Origin of the sequence: Halomonas sp., assembly GCF_034520545.1 — a bacterium.
GTDB lineage: Bacteria > Pseudomonadota > Gammaproteobacteria > Pseudomonadales > Halomonadaceae > Halomonas.
On sequence record NZ_JAXHNN010000010.1, the window covers coordinates 70,946 to 87,981 of the forward strand.

13 protein-coding genes are annotated in these 17,036 nt (G+C 65.3%); 6 read left to right on the forward strand and 7 right to left on the reverse strand.

All coding sequences use genetic code 11. From position 1 onward, the window contains the following. Positions 1–10: 10 nt before the first annotated feature. The 5 genes from U5L98_RS08865 to U5L98_RS08885 all read right to left on the reverse strand — a co-directional run bounded on the left by U5L98_RS08865 (position 11) and on the right by U5L98_RS08885 (position 5,657). Positions 11–511 (reverse strand): hypothetical protein, encoded by a 501-nt coding sequence (locus U5L98_RS08865; RefSeq protein WP_322557958.1) that lies wholly within the window; start codon positions 509–511, stop codon positions 11–13. Positions 512–599: 88 nt separating this feature from the next. Further along, on the reverse strand, positions 600–1,907 hold the full coding sequence (locus tag U5L98_RS08870) for a DEAD/DEAH box helicase (protein ID WP_322557959.1): 1,308 nt from the start codon (positions 1,905–1,907) through the stop codon (positions 600–602). 140 nt (positions 1,908–2,047) lie between these two features. Further along, positions 2,048–2,635, reverse strand: coding sequence for a PqiC family protein (locus tag U5L98_RS08875; protein WP_322557960.1), 588 nt, complete (start codon positions 2,633–2,635; stop codon positions 2,048–2,050). 26 nt (positions 2,636–2,661) lie between these two features. After that, positions 2,662–4,347, reverse strand: a complete 1,686-nt coding sequence (gene pqiB / locus U5L98_RS08880) for an intermembrane transport protein PqiB (protein WP_322557961.1) — start codon at positions 4,345–4,347, stop codon at positions 2,662–2,664. Beyond that, entirely contained in the window at positions 4,344–5,657 is a 1,314-nt protein-coding gene (locus U5L98_RS08885) for a paraquat-inducible protein A (protein ID WP_322557962.1), read from the reverse strand. Before U5L98_RS08885 ends, pqiB begins: the two co-directional genes overlap by 4 nt. A 162-nt stretch (positions 5,658–5,819) precedes the next feature. On the opposite strand from U5L98_RS08885, the gene U5L98_RS08890 reads away from it, so the two are divergent. The 6 genes from U5L98_RS08890 to U5L98_RS08915 all read left to right on the forward strand — a co-directional run bounded on the left by U5L98_RS08890 (position 5,820) and on the right by U5L98_RS08915 (position 13,975). Next, a complete protein-coding gene (locus U5L98_RS08890) occupies positions 5,820–6,806 on the forward strand; it encodes a calcium/sodium antiporter (protein ID WP_322557963.1) in 987 nt (328 codons plus the stop codon). Positions 6,807–7,110: 304 nt separating this feature from the next. Next, positions 7,111–8,520: a cytochrome ubiquinol oxidase subunit I gene (locus U5L98_RS08895; protein ID WP_322557964.1), complete on the forward strand. Its 1,410-nt coding sequence runs from the start codon at positions 7,111–7,113 to the stop codon at positions 8,518–8,520. Between the two features lie 3 nt (positions 8,521–8,523). Further along, the gene (gene cydB / locus U5L98_RS08900; RefSeq protein WP_322557965.1) at positions 8,524–9,525 is read left to right on the forward strand and encodes a cytochrome d ubiquinol oxidase subunit II; all 1,002 of its coding nucleotides are present in this window, start codon (positions 8,524–8,526) and stop codon (positions 9,523–9,525) included. 4 nt (positions 9,526–9,529) lie between these two features. Beyond that, positions 9,530–11,230: a thiol reductant ABC exporter subunit CydD gene (cydD, locus tag U5L98_RS08905; RefSeq protein WP_322557966.1), complete on the forward strand. Its 1,701-nt coding sequence runs from the start codon at positions 9,530–9,532 to the stop codon at positions 11,228–11,230. After that, entirely contained in the window at positions 11,217–12,950 is a 1,734-nt protein-coding gene (gene cydC / locus U5L98_RS08910; protein ID WP_322557967.1) for a thiol reductant ABC exporter subunit CydC, read from the forward strand. The genes cydD and cydC overlap by 14 nt, the downstream gene beginning before the upstream one ends. A 29-nt stretch (positions 12,951–12,979) precedes the next feature. Continuing rightward, positions 12,980–13,975, forward strand: a complete 996-nt coding sequence (locus U5L98_RS08915; RefSeq protein WP_322557968.1) for an adenosine deaminase — start codon at positions 12,980–12,982, stop codon at positions 13,973–13,975. A gap of 72 nt (positions 13,976–14,047) precedes the next feature. On the opposite strand, the gene U5L98_RS08920 is transcribed toward U5L98_RS08915, so the two are convergent. Together U5L98_RS08920 and guaD are read right to left on the reverse strand one after the other, a co-directional pair. Beyond that, positions 14,048–15,037, reverse strand: a complete 990-nt coding sequence (locus tag U5L98_RS08920; protein ID WP_322557969.1) for a cytochrome-c peroxidase — start codon at positions 15,035–15,037, stop codon at positions 14,048–14,050. Positions 15,038–15,612: 575 nt separating this feature from the next. Continuing rightward, positions 15,613–16,965: a guanine deaminase gene (guaD, locus tag U5L98_RS08925; protein WP_416208231.1), complete on the reverse strand. Its 1,353-nt coding sequence runs from the start codon at positions 16,963–16,965 to the stop codon at positions 15,613–15,615. Positions 16,966–17,036: the final 71 nt, after the last annotated feature.

Sequence of the window (17,036 nt, forward strand, 5' to 3'; positions counted from 1 at the left end):
GATGGCGTGCTTACTGCATATGGCGACGCAGGTCGCCTCGTACCGTGTCGAGCAGGGTGATGAAGCGGGTGTCATGGTTGCCGTCGATACGATCGACGCGCACCACGCTGCTCATGCCGCGGTCGATGTTCAACTGGTCGAAGATCTCCAGGGTGACTTTCTCCGCCGGTTGGCTGCCGGGCTCAATGCGGCCTTCCTCGAGGGTAAAGGTGGTCAGCAGGGTAGCACGCACGCGTGTCGAACCGCCCTTCGCGAGCACCCGGCGCACGAACAGCCAGCCCTCGCAGGCCAGCGCCGTGTCATCGTGGTCGCGCAGGAAAAGGGTGCGATAGCTGGCTCCCTCGCTGGCGGCCTTGGCGGCCATGCTGCGGTAGGCCTCGGTCATGCGTGTTGACGATACCTTCGATTCCTCGAGCCGCTGGCGAGCGCCGTGATGTTCACGGTCCAGCCGGGCCTGCTGCTGGAAGGTCAGCCAGCGTCGGTAAGAGGTGACAAGATTCTTGTCATCCATGGAAGTGTCCTGCCTTGGATGGTGGAAGGGGTGCGGGAATCAACGGGCGACATTCACATAGTGCGATGCAGCCCGCCAATCGCGCGTATCAGGCCTGACGTGAGCCGGAGCGGCCGTCGCGCCGACGACGCGGTGCACGCGCTTCGTCGCCACCGTTGCGTTGGCCCGCGGCCTGACCCTGACCTCGCTTGCCCTGGCCGCCGCTGCGTCCACCGCCCGAGCGTTTGCCACGGCCGTTCTCGATGGGCTCGGGCTTGGCATTGGGGTCGGGTTCGAAGCCCGGCTCGATGCGCTTCTCCAGGTCGCGCTTGATCAGCCGCTCGATGCCCTTGAGCAGGCCGTGCTCGTCGACGCACACCAGAGAGACCGCCTTGCCCTCGCTGCCGGCCCGGCCGGTGCGGCCGATGCGGTGGACATAGTCCTCGGCAACGTTGGGCAGCTCGAAGTTGACCACATGGGGCAGCTCCTCGATGTCCAGGCCCCTGGCGGCGATATCGGTGGCCACCAGGACCTGCAGGTTGCCATCCTTGAAGGCGGCCAGCGCCTTGGTGCGGGCCGACTGGCTCTTGTTGCCATGGATCGCCATGGAGGGAATGTCCTGCTTGGACAACTGTTCGGCCAGGCGGTTGGCGCCGTGCTTGGTGCGGGTGAAGACCAGCACCTGCTGCCAGTCGTGCTGGGTAATCAGGTGGGCCAGCAGGTCGCGCTTCTTCTCGCGGTCGACGCGGTAGATCGCCTGGTCGACGAGTTCGGCGGTGGTATTGCGGCGGGCGACTTCGATCATCTCCGGCTTGTCGAGCAGCTTGCCGGCGAGTGCCTGGATCTCGTTGGAGAAGGTGGCGGAGAACAGCAGATTCTGGCGCTTCTCGGGTAGCACGCGCAGGATCTTCTTGATGTCATGGATGAAGCCCATGTCGAGCATGCGATCGGCTTCGTCGAGCACCAGGATCTCGACCTTCGAAAGATCCACGTGTTTCTGCTGGTGAAGATCCAGCAGGCGGCCGGGGGTGGCGATCAGTACGTCCAGGCCGGCGCGGATGGCGTCCACCTGAGGCTGCTGGCCGACGCCGCCGAAGATCACGTGGGAGCGCAGGGTCAGATGGCGGCCATAGTCGGCCACGCTTTCGCCGACCTGGGCGGCGAGCTCGCGGGTCGGCGTCAGCACCAGGGCACGAATCTGGCGCTTGGCCGGGCGCGGGCCGTCGGCCAGTCGCTGCAGCATTGGCAGAGTGAAGCCGGCAGTCTTGCCGGTACCGGTCTGGGCGCTGGCCAACAGGTCGCCGCCCTTGAGCACGGCGGGAATCGCCTTGAGCTGGATCGGGGTTGGAGTGGTGTAGCCCTGTGCCTCGACGGCACGCAGCAGTTCGGCACGCAGGCCGAGATCGGAAAAGGTCATGCGGTCTCCGCAGAGACGCCTCGGTCGCGCCGCGTCGAGGTACGACGTGGTCAGTCCCTGGCCAAGGCGTGTAAAAGGATTCTGGCGCGGCAGGAGGGACCAGCGATCGCCGCGTGCGGTATTATGCCATAGTGCGCGGCTCAACGCAGCCGTTTGATTTCCGCGGCGATCTCGCTGGCCACTCGGTCCCAACTCCGGCCCAGAGCGCGTATCAGGGCAGGATAGCCATCGGCCTCGAGTTCGTGCGCCACGGAGAAGTCTTCCAGTGCCAATAGCTCGCCATCACCATCACGCAGCTGCCAGCGACCGGCGGCTAGGGCCAGTCCGTCGGCGCGACCCTGGAAACGGTCGATCTCCACATGTAGCCGATAGGCCGCGGGATCGCGTCGGTCGCTTCCGGCGAGGTCCACCCGGGTATCCGCCAGACGCGCGGCCAGTCGGTCCCGCAGGCCACGCCCGAGCTGGTCACCCAAGGGGTCTGCCCAGCGGTGTTCGCGGGCCTCGATCAGAGTGATGTCGTCGAGCTGATAGACGATGCCCTCCACGTCCAAGAAGCGCGCTAGCTGGGGTGGGCGAATCAGCAGCAGATGCTCGGCATCGATACCTGCGGTGCCGCTCGCCAGGTCTCCTGCCGGCAGTGTGTAGCGGTCGGCGGGAGGGCTGGAGCTGGCGCAGCCGGTCAGCCAAAGGATCGCGGTCAGGGCGGCGATCCAGGATGTCATCCTCATGGCGTCTCCTGTTGGGGTGGTGGCGCTCATCGAGAGGCGCCTGAGTTCTTGCTAGGCGCCTGTGGGATCGGATCTGGGGTGTCAAGGCTGTCGAAGAGCAGCGCCCGGGGATTCTCGTCCAGGGTTCGCGCCACCGGCTGAAGGTCGCGCAACAGTCGTTCCAGCTGCGAGAGGGTGGCGGTCAGATCGCGGTAGGCGCTCGACTCGGGGGACACTCCTTCCAGTGTACCCTGCAGTGATTCAAGGGTCCTGTTCAGGTTGCCGGGGACGGCGCGGGTATCGGGGTCGTCGATCAGGGTGCGCACGCTGGCGGTGAGCTCGCGCACCTCGGCGAGCATAGCCTCGGACGTCGCCAGATTGCGTTCGAGCCCCTCCAGCAGCGGTTCGACTTCCAGACCATTGAGCTTGTCGAGCAGCGCAGTCACCTGGGCCTCGATTTGGGCGAAGCCGCTGGAGGTAGTGGGGAAGACGCGGCGTTCGGCGAAGGTCTCCGCGACATGCTCTCCGGCCAGATCGCGATTGAAATTGAGATCGACGAACATCATGCCGGTGAGCAGGTTGCCGGTCTTGAGGGAGGCACGCAGGCCCAGATTGAATAGGCGATCGAAGCGATCCCGCCATTCGTCGATATTCAGGTCCTGATTGTTGATACCCAGGCGTTGTGGCTCGATGCGCATCAGCACCGGAATGGCGAAACTCGAGCGCGAACCTGGTTGGGGAGCGGTGAAGTTCCAGGGTACCGCCGCCACGGTGCCGATGCGTACGCCGCGGAATTCCACCGGGGCACCGCGGTTCAAGTCGCGCACGGAGTCTTCCACCAGCAACACGTACTCCAGATAGCGGTTGAAGGTACCCTGCTGCGCGCTGTCCTCGTCCGGGTAGAGATCGAAGCTGGTGTCCGGCCCCACCGGCTGACCCCGCATCAGGTCTTCGGGGACACCGAAGGTCGCCCCGCCACCGAGCAGTACCTCCAGGGATTCCAGATTGGCGCGGAAGCCCCCTGAGTCCACCCGCAGATCGAAACCACTTGCGGTCCAGAACCGAGTGTTCTCGGTCACCAGCGTATGGTAGGGGCTCTCGATGAAGATGAGGTGGTCCATTCGGCGCGTCTCCACATCGAAGTTGGCTTCCTCGACACGACCCACGATGAGACCCTGGTATGTGATCGGATCCCCTACGTTCAGGGAGTTTCCCAGCTGGCTGACCAAGTTGATACGCAGCCCCTCGGCCCCTGCCGGGGAGACCGGCGGCTGGTCGCTGACCTTGAATTGGCGGGAGTCGACCTCGCTCTGGCCCGGCTCGAGCTGGATGTAGGCGCCAGAAAGCACCGTGCCAAGCCCGCTGATGCCCTCACGGCCGATGCGTGGCTTGACCACCCAGAAACGGCTGTCCTCGACCAGCATGTCGTCGCTGTCGGGACTCATGCGCGCGGTGATCACCGCGCGAGAAAGATCCTCCGAGAGCTGGACCTGTTCGACCCGTCCAACCTCGACGTTGCGCGTCTTGATCAGTGTGCTGCCGGCCTCGATGCCCTCGGCGTTGTTCATGATCAGGGTGATCTGCGGGCCGCGACTGCGGTAGTTGTCATAGACCAGCCAAGCGCCTATAAGGACTGCCACGAGAGGCACGATCCAGATCGGCGACAGCCGTGCCTGGGGGGTGGTACGGGCGCGGTGGCTGTCCCGTTCGGGGGTCTCGGGTGCATCGGTCATCGCGGGCTTCCTTGTCCTTTTGCGGCGCTAGCGGAGCGGGACTCGCGGGGCAGGGAAGGGTCCCAGAGCAGTCTCGGATCGAAGCTCATGGCGGCGAGCATGGTGCTGATCACCACGGCACCGAAGGCGAGAGCGGCAGGCCCTGGAGTGATTGACATCAGTGCGCCTGCCCGTATCAGGGCCACCAGTATCGCCACCACGAAGACATCGACCATCGACCAGCGGCCGATGAACTCGGTGAGACGGTAGAGGCGGGTGCGGGTCGCGGCGTTGAGTTCATCGCTGTGCTTGACCACCAGGCAGAGCCAGGCCAGCGCCACCAGTTTGCCTACCGGCACGATTACGCTGGCCACGAAGATCACTGCGGCCACCGGCCAGGAGCCCATCTGGGCCAGTTGCACCACACCGCCGATGATGGTAGAGGGGCTGGCATGGCCCAGGCTGGTGGTGGTCATGATCGGGTAGAGGTTGGCCGGCACGTACATGACCGCGGCGGCGGCCAGCAGCGCCCAGGTGCGCTGCAGGCTGTGAGGCAGACGAGCATGCAGGCTTTCGCCGCAGCGTCGGCAGCGACCGTAGCCGCGATGATCCAGGCGGTTGACCAGCCCGCAGGTGGCGCAACCGGCCAGACCCTGCGGGGAAGCGGGCTCGCCGGTGCGGGCCCCCTCCGGCGCGAGAGGTTCCCCGGCCAGTGAGAACCACATCCAGTCGGCGTCCAGTGACTGGGTGGTAAACAGCAGCAGCAGAGCAAAGGCACAGAAGGCCCAGAAGGCAATGCCCAGCTCGATCTCGGCCATGCCGGCGACCTTGATCAGGCTCACCAGGGCGCCGATGATGAAGACATCGGCCATCATCCAGGGGTGTAGGTGGGCCAGCGAGCGGGCGATGCTCCGGCTGGCTGGCAGCGGCGCCTGGCGCATCAGGCCGAACTGTAGCCAGATCACGCCGGAGAGATAGACGGCGGGCAGTACGGCAATGGTCAGCAGCACGGCGATGGCCACCAGTGGCTGGTCGAAACCGATCAGCGTGGTGGCAGTCTGGGAGAGCTCGATGCGATTGCCGACCCCGCTTACGCTGAAGCTGACGAAAGGGAACGAGATCGCCAGCGACAGCGCGACAAGAGCAGCCAGGGCCAGTGCCATGCTTCGCTGCGCCGGACGGAAATGGCGGCTGGCCAGGGTGTGACCGCAACGCGGACAGTCGGCCTTCTCGCCGGGGTGGAGCGGCGGCAGGGCAACTAGCCAGTCGCACTCATGACAGGCCCGCAGTCGCCGCCGTGAGGTGCGCGTCTCCGGTGGTGAGCGATCCACCAGCGGTTCTCTCCGGGGCAGAAGAGCAGGGGCGCGAAAGACAGGCCTGGGCACCGCGATGGGGTCTCCTCGAGAGAAAAATGTTGAATGTTCAGTTTGGCATGTTGACGCAAGCGACACCATAAACAAACATGCGGTCCTGAATGTTCCCGAGGAGACGACATGTTACTTCCCGCCGTGGCGGTCTTGGCAGGCCTGGTCCTGCTGGTGTGGAGCGCCGAGCGCTTCGTCGATGGGGCGGCGGCGACCTCTGCCCGCCTGGGGCTGTCACCGCTGCTGATTGGCATGCTGGTGATCGGCTTCGGTACCTCGGCTCCTGAGCTGGTGGTTTCCGCCCTGGCAGCCAGTCAGGGCAACCCCGGTCTGGCGCTGGGCAACGCCTACGGCTCCAATATCGCCAACATCGGCTTGATCCTGGGCCTGGTGGCGCTGATATCGCCGCTGGCAGTGCATTCCGGCGTAGTGCGTCGGGAACTGCCGGTGCTGGGCGGTGTGACCCTGCTCTCCGCCCTGCTGTTGTGGGGCGGCGTGATCGGTCGCCTCGAGGCGCTCCTGTTGCTTCTGCTGTTGGCAGCCTTCATCGGTGTTTCCATCTACCTGGGGCTCCGCGACAACCGTGATCCGCTCGCCAGCGACACTCAGGAGAGCCTGGCGGTCCACCCTATGTCGCTGAAGGTTGGACTCGTCTGGACCGGAGTCGGCCTGGTGTTGCTGGTGGTCAGCTCGCGCATCCTGGTATGGGGTGCGGTGGCCATCGCCCAAGGGTTCGGCGTCAGCGATCTGGTGATCGGACTGACCGTGGTGGCGGTGGGGACCTCTCTGCCGGAGCTCGCCTCCTCGATCAGTGCCCTGCGTCGTGGCGAGCATGACCTGGTGCTGGGCAACGTGGTGGGCTCCAACCTTTTCAATACCCTGGGCGTGGTGGGTCTAGCCGCGATGATCGCGCCAATCGAGGTCGGTCGCGAGGTGCTGCTGCGTGATTGGAGCCTGATGATGGCCATGACGGTGATGATGGCGGTCTTCGCCATGGGCTGGCGTGGCCGCGAGGGTCGCATCAACCGCACGGAAGGGGCCGCGCTGCTCGCCATGTTCCTCGGCTACACTGCCTACATGATCAGCATGGTCATTCGCGGGGGGGCGGTGGCCTGAGCCCGCTGTAGCGCCTCCTGCCGCGCTGCGACACTGCGACACATCACTCAAGGTGGCAAGGGCGGCACCGTGAGAGCATCATGGGGATGTGCCCAGTAATAAGGTTATTCTCATCGGTGAAATTGCATGCCGCCGGCGCCTGATCACCTGACCGGTGCAGGCTGGGCACGGGTAAGGATGAATGCGACAAGGCACCATGATCGTGGCCGCCTCATGTACAAAAGCACCGACGAGTGCCGGGCGCATCCCTTGATGAGACTCTCCCCGCGGAGCACTGTTCTCCGTAGTGAATCAGGAGTGCGTGATGGAACTGGATCCCCTGCTGCTGTCGCGACTGCAATTTGCCTTCGTGGTCGCCTTTCACGCCATCTTCCCGGTGTTCACCATCGGGCTGGCGTCCTATATTGCGCTGCTCAACGGCCTCTTCTTCAAGTCCGAAAACCCGGCCTGGGACCGCCTGGCCCTGTTCTGGACCAAGGTCTTCGCCGTGGTGTTCGGTATGGGAGTGGTGTCGGGCATCGTCATGTCCTTTCAGTTCGGCACCAACTGGAGCAACTTCTCCCTGGCGTCGTCGAACTTTCTCGGTCCGGTACTCAGCTACGAGGTCGTCACGGCCTTTTTCCTCGAGGCGGCCTTCCTCGGCGTGCTGCTGTTCGGGCGTGGCAAGGTGCCCCAGGGCGTGCACCTGTTCGCTGCCATCATGGTGGCGACGGGTACCTTCATCTCCTCGTTCTGGATCCTCTCGGCCAACAGCTGGATGCAGACCCCGGCCGGCGTCGAGCTGATCGATGGTCGCTTCCATGTGATCTCCTGGAGTGAGGCGATCTTCAACCCCTCCTTCTGGTACCGCTTCTGGCACATGGTGCTGGCGTCCTTCCTGACCGGCGGCTTCGTGGTGGCGGGCGTCAGCGCCTGGTACCTGCTCATCCGGCGCGACGTCGAGGCCAATCGCAAGGCGCTCTCCATGTGCCTGTGGCTGCTGCTGGTGCTGACGCCCGCACAGGCCGTGCTGGGCGACTTCCACGGCCTCAACACCCTGGAGCACCAGCCCACCAAGGTCGCCGCCATGGAGGGCAACTGGGAGCGCAGTGGCAATGTGCCGCTGCTGCTCTTCGCCTGGCCTGATCAGGAGGCCCAGCAGAACCGCTTCGAGATCGGCATTCCGAGCCTCGCCAGCCTTATCCTGACCCACGAGGCAGAGGGCATCGTGCCGGGAATCAGCGAGGTCCCACCCGAAGAGCAGCCGCCGGTATGGCTGGTGTTCTGGTCCTTCCGCATCATGGTCGGCATTGGCCTTGCCATGATTGCCGTTGCCCTGGCGGGACTCTGGCTGCGCCGCGGCGGACGAGTGTACGAGCACCGCGGCTTTCTGCAGCTGTTGCGGGTGATGACGGTGACGCCCTTCATCGCGGTGGTGGCCGGCTGGTTCGTTACCGAGTCGGGCCGGGCGCCATGGCTGGTCTATGGCCTGATGACCCATGCCGAGGGGCTGACGCCCTCGCTCACCGGCGGCATGGCCCTGTTCACGCTGATCGGCTACATGGCGGTCTACGCGGTGGTGTTCTGGGCGGGTATCTACTACCTGACCCGGGTGGTGCGCCAGGGCATGCTGCCCGAAGCGCCCCATGATCATGAGGTGGAGCGGCCCAAGCGTCCGCTGTCGGCCGCCCACGCGACCTTCGACGATGCCTCTCGCCAACCGGGAAGGAGCTGAGCCATGGAAGCCTTCGACCTGACAATGATCTGGGCCCTGATCATCGGCTTCGGGGTGATCATGTACGTGCTGATGGACGGCTTCGACCTGGGCGTGGGGATACTCTTTCCCTTCGCCCCGGACGAGGAGTCCCGCGATGTGATGATGAACTCGGTGGCCCCGGTCTGGGATGGTAACGAAACCTGGCTGGTGCTGGGCGGGGCCGGCCTGCTGGCGGCCTTCCCGCTGGTCTACTCGGTATTCCTGCCGGCGCTCTATATCGGGGTCTTCCTGATGCTGGCCGGCCTGATCTTCCGCGGCATCGCCTTCGAATTTCGCTTCAAGTCGCATCGTAACCGTCGCTGGTGGAACCGCGCCTTCTGCTGGGGCTCTGCCCTGGCCTCCTTTGCCCAGGGCGTGGTCGTGGGTGCCTACATCCAGGGGTTCGCCGTGGAGGACTTCGTCTATGTGGGTGGTGCTCTCGATTGGCTGACGCCCTTCACCGTGCTGACCGGCCTGGGCCTGATGGCGGGGTATGCGCTGCTGGGGGCGACCTGGGTGATCATGAAGACCGAAGGCGCCGTTCAGGCCTGGGCCTACCGCATCACGCCACGCTTGCTGCTGGCGGTGCTGGCCGTGTTCGCGATTATCAGTGTGTGGACGCCGTTCGTCGACCTCAGCGTTCGTGATCGCTGGTTCGGCCATCTGCACCTCATGTGGGTCTTCCCGGTGCTGGCGCTGGCCTGTGCGGCACTGCTCTGGCGTGCGGTCCGGCAGCGTCGCGAGGGACAGCCCTTCATCGCCACCCTGGGCGTGTTTCTCTTCACCTACCTGGGGCTGCTGGCCAGCAAGTGGCCGGTCATTGTGCCGCCCGATTACACTATCTGGGATGCCGCCTCGGACCCGGGATCGCAGCTCTTCCTGCTGATAGGCGTAGTCTTCGTGATTCCCGTCGTACTGGCCTACACCACCTGGACCTACTGGGTATTCCGCGGCAAGGTCCGACCCGGTGAGGGATATCACTGAGCCGATGGACGCGCCCGACGCAGCGACAGGTGAGCTGACCGCGCGCCGCTACCTCAAGGACCTGGCCGCCGGCGAACGCCGGCGGCTGCGTCTCGCCGTCCTGGCAGGGACCTCGGTCGGCCTGCTGACTATCGTGCAGCTGGTGCTGCTCGCCCGTTTCATCAGTCACCTGCTCGTCGAAGAGGCATCGCTGTCTACGCTTACCCCTTTGTTCGTGGGGTTGCTGGTCGTGTTGCCACTGCGCGCCCTGGCGCTCTATCTGCAGGAAACCCTGGCGCAGTCGGCGAGCCTGCGGATTCGTCAGCGCGCTCGGCGGGCACTGCTTGATCACATGGCGCGATTGGGACCGGTGAAGCTGACCTCTCGGCACAGCGCGTCGCTTGCCAGTCAACTGGTGGAGCAGGTTGAAGCACTTGACGGCTACTTCGCTCGGTTCCAGCCGCAGCTCTACCTGGCGGTGCTGGTTCCGCTGCCGATCGTGATGGTGGTGCTGTGGCTGGATTGGCTGGCAGCCATTTTCCTGTTGATCTCGGCACCGTTGATCCCGATGTTCATGGCGCTGGTCGGCATGGGCGCCGAGCGGCTCAATCGAGAGCAGTTTGCGGCCGTTGCGCGGCTTTCCGGGCACTTCATCGATCGCGTGCGTGGCATCACCACGCTGCAGCTGTTCGGACGCACGACCCAGGCCACCCACGAGGTGTATGTTGCCGCCGATGATTATCGGCAGCGCAGCATGCGTACCCTGCGTCTGGCATTTCTTTCCTCGGCGGTGCTTGAGTTCTTCGCCTCGGTAGCGATTGCCGTGGTGGCGATCTATGTGGGCTTCGGGCTGCTCGGCTACATCGAATATGGCCCCGCAGATGAACTCACTCTATTCAGTGGTCTGCTGATACTGCTGCTGGCTCCGGAATTCTTCCAGCCGCTGCGCAGCTTGTCCCAGCACTATCATGACAGGGCGGCGGCGCTGGGGGCCGGCGAGGGGCTGGTGGCCCTGCTCAACGAGCCCCCCGATGCCCGGCGCAGATCGGGCGGAGCGGTCCCGGCTTCCGCGCGCAATGTGCTGGTCGAACTCGAGGCCGCCAGCGTCGAGCATCCCGGGCGGGGCCGGGTGCTGGAGTCCGTCGACCTGACCCTGGCCGCGGGAGACGTGGTAGCCGTCACCGGCCCCTCGGGCGTCGGCAAGTCCACGCTACTCCAGTTGCTGGCCGGGTTCGTCGCGCCGGCCAGCGGCAGCGTGCGTATGGCCGAGGGGCTGGGCCTTGCCTGGATGGACCAGCGTCCGCTGCTGATCCAGGGCAGCCTGGCGGACAACCTGCGGCTGGCGGCGCCCGATACCGGCGAGGGCGAGATGCGCGAGGCACTGGCTCGAGCCGGCCTCGGCGAGCTGCTGGCGGCGCTACCTCACGGGCTAGCGTCACAACTCGGCGAGCGCGGTGTCGGCCTCTCCGGCGGTCAGGCTCAGCGGCTCGCCCTGGCCAGGGTCTTTCTCTCCCGGGCCCAACTGGTGCTGCTCGACGAGCCCACGGCCAGTCTGGACGCCGAGACGGAAGGCGCCTTGGTCGAGGCACTACAGGCGCTGGCCGATGAGGGAAGGGCCCTGGTTATCGCGACCCACCATCCTGCCCTGATGGCAATGGCGAAGTGGCGCCTGTCGCTCGAGAACGAGGCAACGGCGCGGGAGGTGAGCCACGATGCCACCCCATGAAACCTCGCTCTGGAGCAGCCTGCGCCCCTGGCTTGCCCTGCTCGGTCAGCGTCGCGGCCGGCTGATCCTCGGCGCCCTGTTGATGGGGTTGACCCTGGTCTCGGCCATCGGCCTGCTGGCCCTCTCCGGGTGGTTCATCACCGCGACTGGGCTTACGGGCCTTCTACTGGCGGCAGGTATGGCGGCTAGCCTGGACGTCTACGTGCCAGGTGGCGGAATACGCTTCTTTGCGGTGACCCGCACGGTGTCGCGCTATGTAGAGCGCCTGTACAACCACGACACAGTGTTGAGACTGCTCGCCGACCTGCGTTCACGCCTGTTCGCGGTGCTCTCGGGCCTCGATGCCCACGCCCTGTCGCGACGGCGCGCCAGCGACTGGCTCAACCGACTGACGGCAGATATCGACACCCTGGACAGTCTCTATCTGCGTCTTCTGGCGCCGGCGCTTGTGGCCTTGCTGGTGATCCTGGGTCTGGCCGGGTTCCTCGCTCTCTGGGCGCCACGAGTCGGGGTGGCGACCGGAGCCCTGCTGCTGCTGGGCTGGCTCTGGCTGACATTGGGACAAGCTCGTATGGGCTTGGCCGCCAGTCGTCGTCAGGTTGGCGATCTCGAGCAGCTCAGGGGGCGGTTGATCGAGCAGATCCAGGGCCTGGCGGAGCTGGAGGCGTATGGCAGCCTGGCGGATCACCGTGTCCGGTTGGCTGCCATCGAGGCGCGGCTCTATCGGGATCAGCGTCGTCTGGGACAGCGGGTGGCGCTGGGTAATGCGCTGGCATCGCTGGTCGTGGGGCTGGCGATGCTCCTGGCCCTGTGGCTCGCGGCCGAGGCCTGGAGCGCCGGGCTGCTGTCCGGGCCGTTGACGGTAATGATGCCGCTTGCGGTGCTGGCCATCAGCGAAGCGCTGGCCCCCCTGCCGGCGGCCTTCACCTGGCTGGGAGCCACCTGGGGCGCCGCCGAGCGCCTCAATGCGTTGGAAGCGCAGCACGAGGGGGTGGCCACAGCGCACCCCTCTGTGCAGCTGCCAGCAGGAGCGCTCTCGGTGACCCTCGAGAACGTCACCTTGATCCACGAGGATGCCCTGGTGCCGGCCCTGGCCGAGGTCAGTTTTGATGTGGCACCCGGCCAGCGGCTGGCGCTTTGCGGGGCATCCGGAGCGGGCAAGACCAACGTGGCCGGGCTGCTGACGCGACAACTCAGGGCCGGGACAGGTGAGGTGAGGCTTGCTGGTGTGGCGCTGAGTGCCTGGCCCGAATCGGCACTGACCTCTCGTGTGGCCTTGCTGACCCAGCAGACGGACCTGTTCGACGATACCCTGGCCGCCAACCTCCGTCTGGCCGCCCCCGAGGCGAACGAGGCTCGGCTGTGGCGGGTGCTGGCAATGGTGGAACTCGCCGACTGGGCCAGGGCCCTGCCACAGGGGCTCGATACCCGGGTAGGAGAGGGCGGGCGGCGGCTCTCCGGCGGCCAGGCTCGGCGCCTCGCCCTGGGCCGGCTGCTGCTGCGTGAGCCGGATCTGGTGGTGCTGGACGAACCCTTCGCCGGACTCGATGCCGAGACCGCGACCCGACTCTCTGCCCGCCTCGATGAGTGGCTGGCAGGGCGCACTGTCATCTACCTGATACATCAGCTCGGCGATACCGTCGACCCGCCCGGCATCGACCGCTGCCTGACCCTGCTCAACGGTCGGCTTTGCACGAATGGTCAGGATGTTTCAGGATGACACCAACGATTTCCCCGACGAGGTATGCCATGCGTGATTTCCTTAAGCGCCTGCCCAAGGCCGAACTCCATCTGCACATCGAGGGCTCGTTGGAGCCCGAGCTGATGTTTTCCCTGGCCGAGCGCAACGGCGTCAGCCTGCCCTATGCCTCCGTGGAGGAGGTACGCGCGGCTTATGATTTCAACGACCTGCAGTCCTTTCTCGACCTCTACTACCAAGGGATGAGCGTGCTTCGCACCGCCGAGGACTTCCACGATCTGGCGATGGACTACTTCCGCCGCGCCAGTGCCGAGGGGGTGGTGCATGTGGAGATGCATTTCGATCCCCAGGCCCACCTGGTGCGTGGCATCGAGCTGCCGGTGGTGATGGAGGGGCTTTCCCTGGCACGACGCCGGGCGCAGCGCGAGCTGGGCATGTCCACGGCACTGATCATGGCGTTTCTGCGAGACCGATCGGCCGAGGAGGCGATGGCGTTGATGGAGAGCGCGGCGCCCTACTGGGAGATGCTCGATGCCGTGGGGCTGGACAGTGCCGAGAAGGGCAACCCTCCGGCGAAATTCGTCGAGGTGTTCGAGCGGGCGCGACAACTCGGCATCCCCCGGGTGGCCCATGCCGGTGAGGAGGGGCCACCCGCGTACATCCGCGAGGCCCTGGACCTGCTGGATGTCTGTCGCATCGACCATGGCGTGCGCTGCCTGGAAGACTCGGAGCTGATGGACCGGCTGCGGGACGAGGGCGTGGTACTCACCGTCTGTCCGCTTTCCAATGTGCGACTGCGTGTCGTCGAGAGGATGGCGGATCATCCCTTGCCACAGCTGCTCGATGCTGGCCTGCGCCTGACCCTAAATTCCGACGACCCGGCCTACTTCGGTGGCGGCATGCTGGCCAACTTCGAAGCCTGCGCCGATGCCTTCGGCTGGTCGAAGGAGGTCTTCATCCAGCTGGCCGGCACGGCCATCGAAGCGGCCTTCATCAGCGAGACGCGTCGCCTCGAGCTGCATCGCCAACTGGCGGACTGCCTGTAGGGAACAAGTCGCCTGCCAACGACAGAACCCCGGTAGAGACCGGGGTTCGTGTTGTCCAAGCGGTGGCCTGAATCAGGGCAGGGCGGGAACCTCGAACTCCGGCATCTCGCCGGTCAGGGTGTGCAGGAAGGCGGTGATGTTGGCAATTTCCTGCTCTTCGAATTCCTGCCCGAGCATCTCCTGGCCCATGATGGCCACGGACTCCTCGAGGGTCTCGGTAGCGCCGTTGTTCATGTAGGGGTAGGTCACGGCCACGTTGCGCAGGGTCGGGGTGCGGAACTTGTGACGGTCGCTCTCCTCGCCGGTGACCTCGAAGCGGCCCACGTCGGTGGAGCCCGGGACCTGGATGCGGTGGAACTGGCTGTCGGTCAGTGCCGGGCCGCGGTGGCAGGCGATGCAGCCGTTGTCGACGAAGGCCACCATGCCGTCCTTCTCCTGCTGGTCCAGGGCGTTCATGTCACCCCTAAGGTAGCGGTCGAAGGGCGAGTTGGGAGTGTTCAGTGTGCGCTCGAAGCTGGCGATGGCCATGGCCAGATTGTTGGCGTTGATCGGATTCTCTTCATCCGGATAGGCCTCGGCGAACTTGTTCTGGTAGACCTCGAAGCCTTCCAGGCGCTCCAGCGCCTGCTCGAGATCCATGGCCATCTCGACGTCGGCTTCGATGGGGCCGAGCGCCTGGCCTTCCAGGTCCGGTTCGCGGCCGTCCCAGAATTGTGAGCCCAGAAAACCCGAGTTCAGCACGGTGGGCGTGTTGCGCTCGCCGATCTGACCGTCGTGGCCCGTCGCCCGCGGAATGCGATCGCTCCATCCCAGTGCCGGATTGTGGCAGGTAGCACAGCTGATCACGCCGCTGGACGAGATGCGTGGCTCGAAGAACATCATGTTACCCAGCTCAACCTTAGCCGGTGTCAGGGAGTTGTCTGCCGGGATGGGGGGAAGGTGGGGCAGTGGTTCGAAGCGGTCGCGGTAGTCGCCGAGGCCGTCGTCGGCCATGGCGGGTGCGGCGATGGCCATGGCGGAGCCAAGGGCGATGGCCGAAACCAGAAGGCGCTTGTGATGCATGAGAGTTCCCCTCGTTGTACTGGTCCGGGTCAGTGGCGGCCGTAAACCGCACGTAACCTTCTTATGGAAGAGTGTGCTATCGCTTGACGCTTATCAACCTAGTAAAAGAGTCGGAAAACGACCACTCTTGAGCCACGTCAATTTTTATCAATTACATGACGCCCCCTCCGCTGGACGGTGTTCCGCGTGATAGATGCGTTTTTGGGAGGTAAGAGAAATGCGAAATGTCAAGATGCGCTGTATGGCCGCGAGCCTGCTGGTCGTGGGCCTTTCCGGGCCCGTGCTGGCCGAGGACGAGAGAGATGACGAGGCCATGATCGACCTGGCCTGGGATAGTGGCTGCTTTAACTGCCATGACCTGGATAAATCCCTGCGCGGACCCGCATGGCGGGATGTGGCCGAGCGTTATCGCGACGATGACCAAGCTCTGGAGCGCCTTGTGGTCAAGGTGCGCGAAGGTGGTAGCGGCAACTGGGGCGAGGAGCCCATGACGCCCAACCGTCGGGTTCCTGAGGGATTGGAGGCTGGTGAGCTGGCTGCTCACCCTGCCTGCAGCCGAGGAGGATGGCTGACGGTCAACCTGCCTCGGGGGATTGATCGTCGCGCCGGTGCTGCAGACGTCCGCCGGCCCAGGTCTCGGCCACGCAGCGATCATCTCCCAGCATCATCAGCGCGAAGAGGGTCTCGGAAAGCGAACGGCTGCGGGCCGTGCGTCTTGCCAATAGCGGAGTAGCGGCCGGATCGAGGATCACGAAGTCGGCTTCCATCCCCGTGGCAAGCCGACCGATATGGCCCTCCAGCGACAGCGCCGTGGCGTTGCCCAGCGTCAGCCCAAAGAACCCTTGCCAGGCAGTGAGCGGCTGGCCCTTGAGCTGGCCCACCTGGTAGGCGGCCTTCAGCGTGGCCAGACCGGAGAGGTCGGTGCCGCCGCCCACGTCGCTGGCATAGGTGATGCTGAGGTTCATCTCCCGCGCCGCCAGTCGGTCGAACAGCCCGCTGCCGAGGAAGAGGTTGGAGCTTGGGCAGAAGGCGAGGTTCGCCCCCCGTTCGGCCAGCCGGCCGCGCATTGCCTGGTCCAGGTGGATGCCGTGGGCGAAGGTGCTGCGCGGCCCGACCAGGCCCGACTGCTCGTAGACCTCGAGGTAGTCGCGGCTGCCGGGGAAGAGCTCTGCCACCCAGTCCAGTTCTCCGGTGTTCTCGGCCAGATGGGTCTGCAGCCAGAGGCTCGGGTCGTTGCGCATCAGCCCCCCGGTGGCGTCCAGCTGCGTTCGGCTGGAAGTGGGGGCGAAACGTGGCGTCAGGCTGTAGCCCAGACGCCCCTTGCCGTGCCAGTCGCCGACCAGCCGCTCGGTGTCGCGGATGCCACCCAGCGGGTCATCGCAGAGGGCGTCCGGGGCATGGCGATCCATCAGCACCTTGCCTGCTAGCATGCGCAGATCGCGACGTTGACTTGCGGAAAAGAAGGCATCGACCGAGGTCGGATGGCTCGAGCAGAACACCTGGGCGGTGGTGGTGCCGACCCTGAGCATCTCATCGAGGAAGGCTTCCGACAGCGCCTCGGCATGTTCTCGTGCCGCGAAACGACACTCCTCGGGGAAGGTGTAGTCATTGAGCCAGTCGAGCAACTGACGGCCGTAGGAGGCCATGATCTCCAGCTGCACGTAGTGCACATGGCTGTCGATGAAGCCGGGCGTTATCAGCTTGCCGCGATGGTCGATGATCTCGATCCCCTCGGGCAGCTCGGGGGATAGGCGGGAAAAGTCGTCCACGGCGCGGATGCGACCGTTCTCGATCCATAGTGCACCATCTGCGATATGTCGCACGCTGCCCGCGACGGGGGTGTCCTCTTCGCCGGGGTCGGCATCGAAGCTCAGCAGTTCGGCGCGCAGCACGCGTGAGTCGTTGTTGGTCATCTCGTCAGGGCTCATCGAATTATCGTGGGAGTGCACGTTCCGGCGTTCCGGCTTGCAGCGCGATCGGCGCCAGATCTATCGCTTTG

Coding starts and splice junctions, on each gene's coding strand:
- U5L98_RS08890 (WP_322557963.1), top strand. CDS start 5,820: ATGTTACTTCCCGCCGTGGCGGTCTTGGCAGGCCTGGTCCTGCTGGTG.
- cydC (WP_322557967.1), top strand. CDS start 11,217: ATGCCACCCCATGAAACCTCGCTCTGGAGCAGCCTGCGCCCCTGGCTT.
- pqiB (WP_322557961.1), bottom strand. CDS start 4,347: ATGACCGATGCACCCGAGACCCCCGAACGGGACAGCCACCGCGCCCGT.
- U5L98_RS08920 (WP_322557969.1), bottom strand. CDS start 15,037: ATGCATCACAAGCGCCTTCTGGTTTCGGCCATCGCCCTTGGCTCCGCC.
- U5L98_RS08915 (WP_322557968.1), top strand. CDS start 12,980: ATGCGTGATTTCCTTAAGCGCCTGCCCAAGGCCGAACTCCATCTGCAC.
- guaD (WP_416208231.1), bottom strand. CDS start 16,965: ATGAGCCCTGACGAGATGACCAACAACGACTCACGCGTGCTGCGCGCC.
- U5L98_RS08865 (WP_322557958.1), bottom strand. CDS start 511: ATGGATGACAAGAATCTTGTCACCTCTTACCGACGCTGGCTGACCTTC.
- U5L98_RS08875 (WP_322557960.1), bottom strand. CDS start 2,635: ATGAGGATGACATCCTGGATCGCCGCCCTGACCGCGATCCTTTGGCTG.
- U5L98_RS08895 (WP_322557964.1), top strand. CDS start 7,111: ATGGAACTGGATCCCCTGCTGCTGTCGCGACTGCAATTTGCCTTCGTG.
- cydB (WP_322557965.1), top strand. CDS start 8,524: ATGGAAGCCTTCGACCTGACAATGATCTGGGCCCTGATCATCGGCTTC.
- U5L98_RS08870 (WP_322557959.1), bottom strand. CDS start 1,907: ATGACCTTTTCCGATCTCGGCCTGCGTGCCGAACTGCTGCGTGCCGTC.
- cydD (WP_322557966.1), top strand. CDS start 9,530: ATGGACGCGCCCGACGCAGCGACAGGTGAGCTGACCGCGCGCCGCTAC.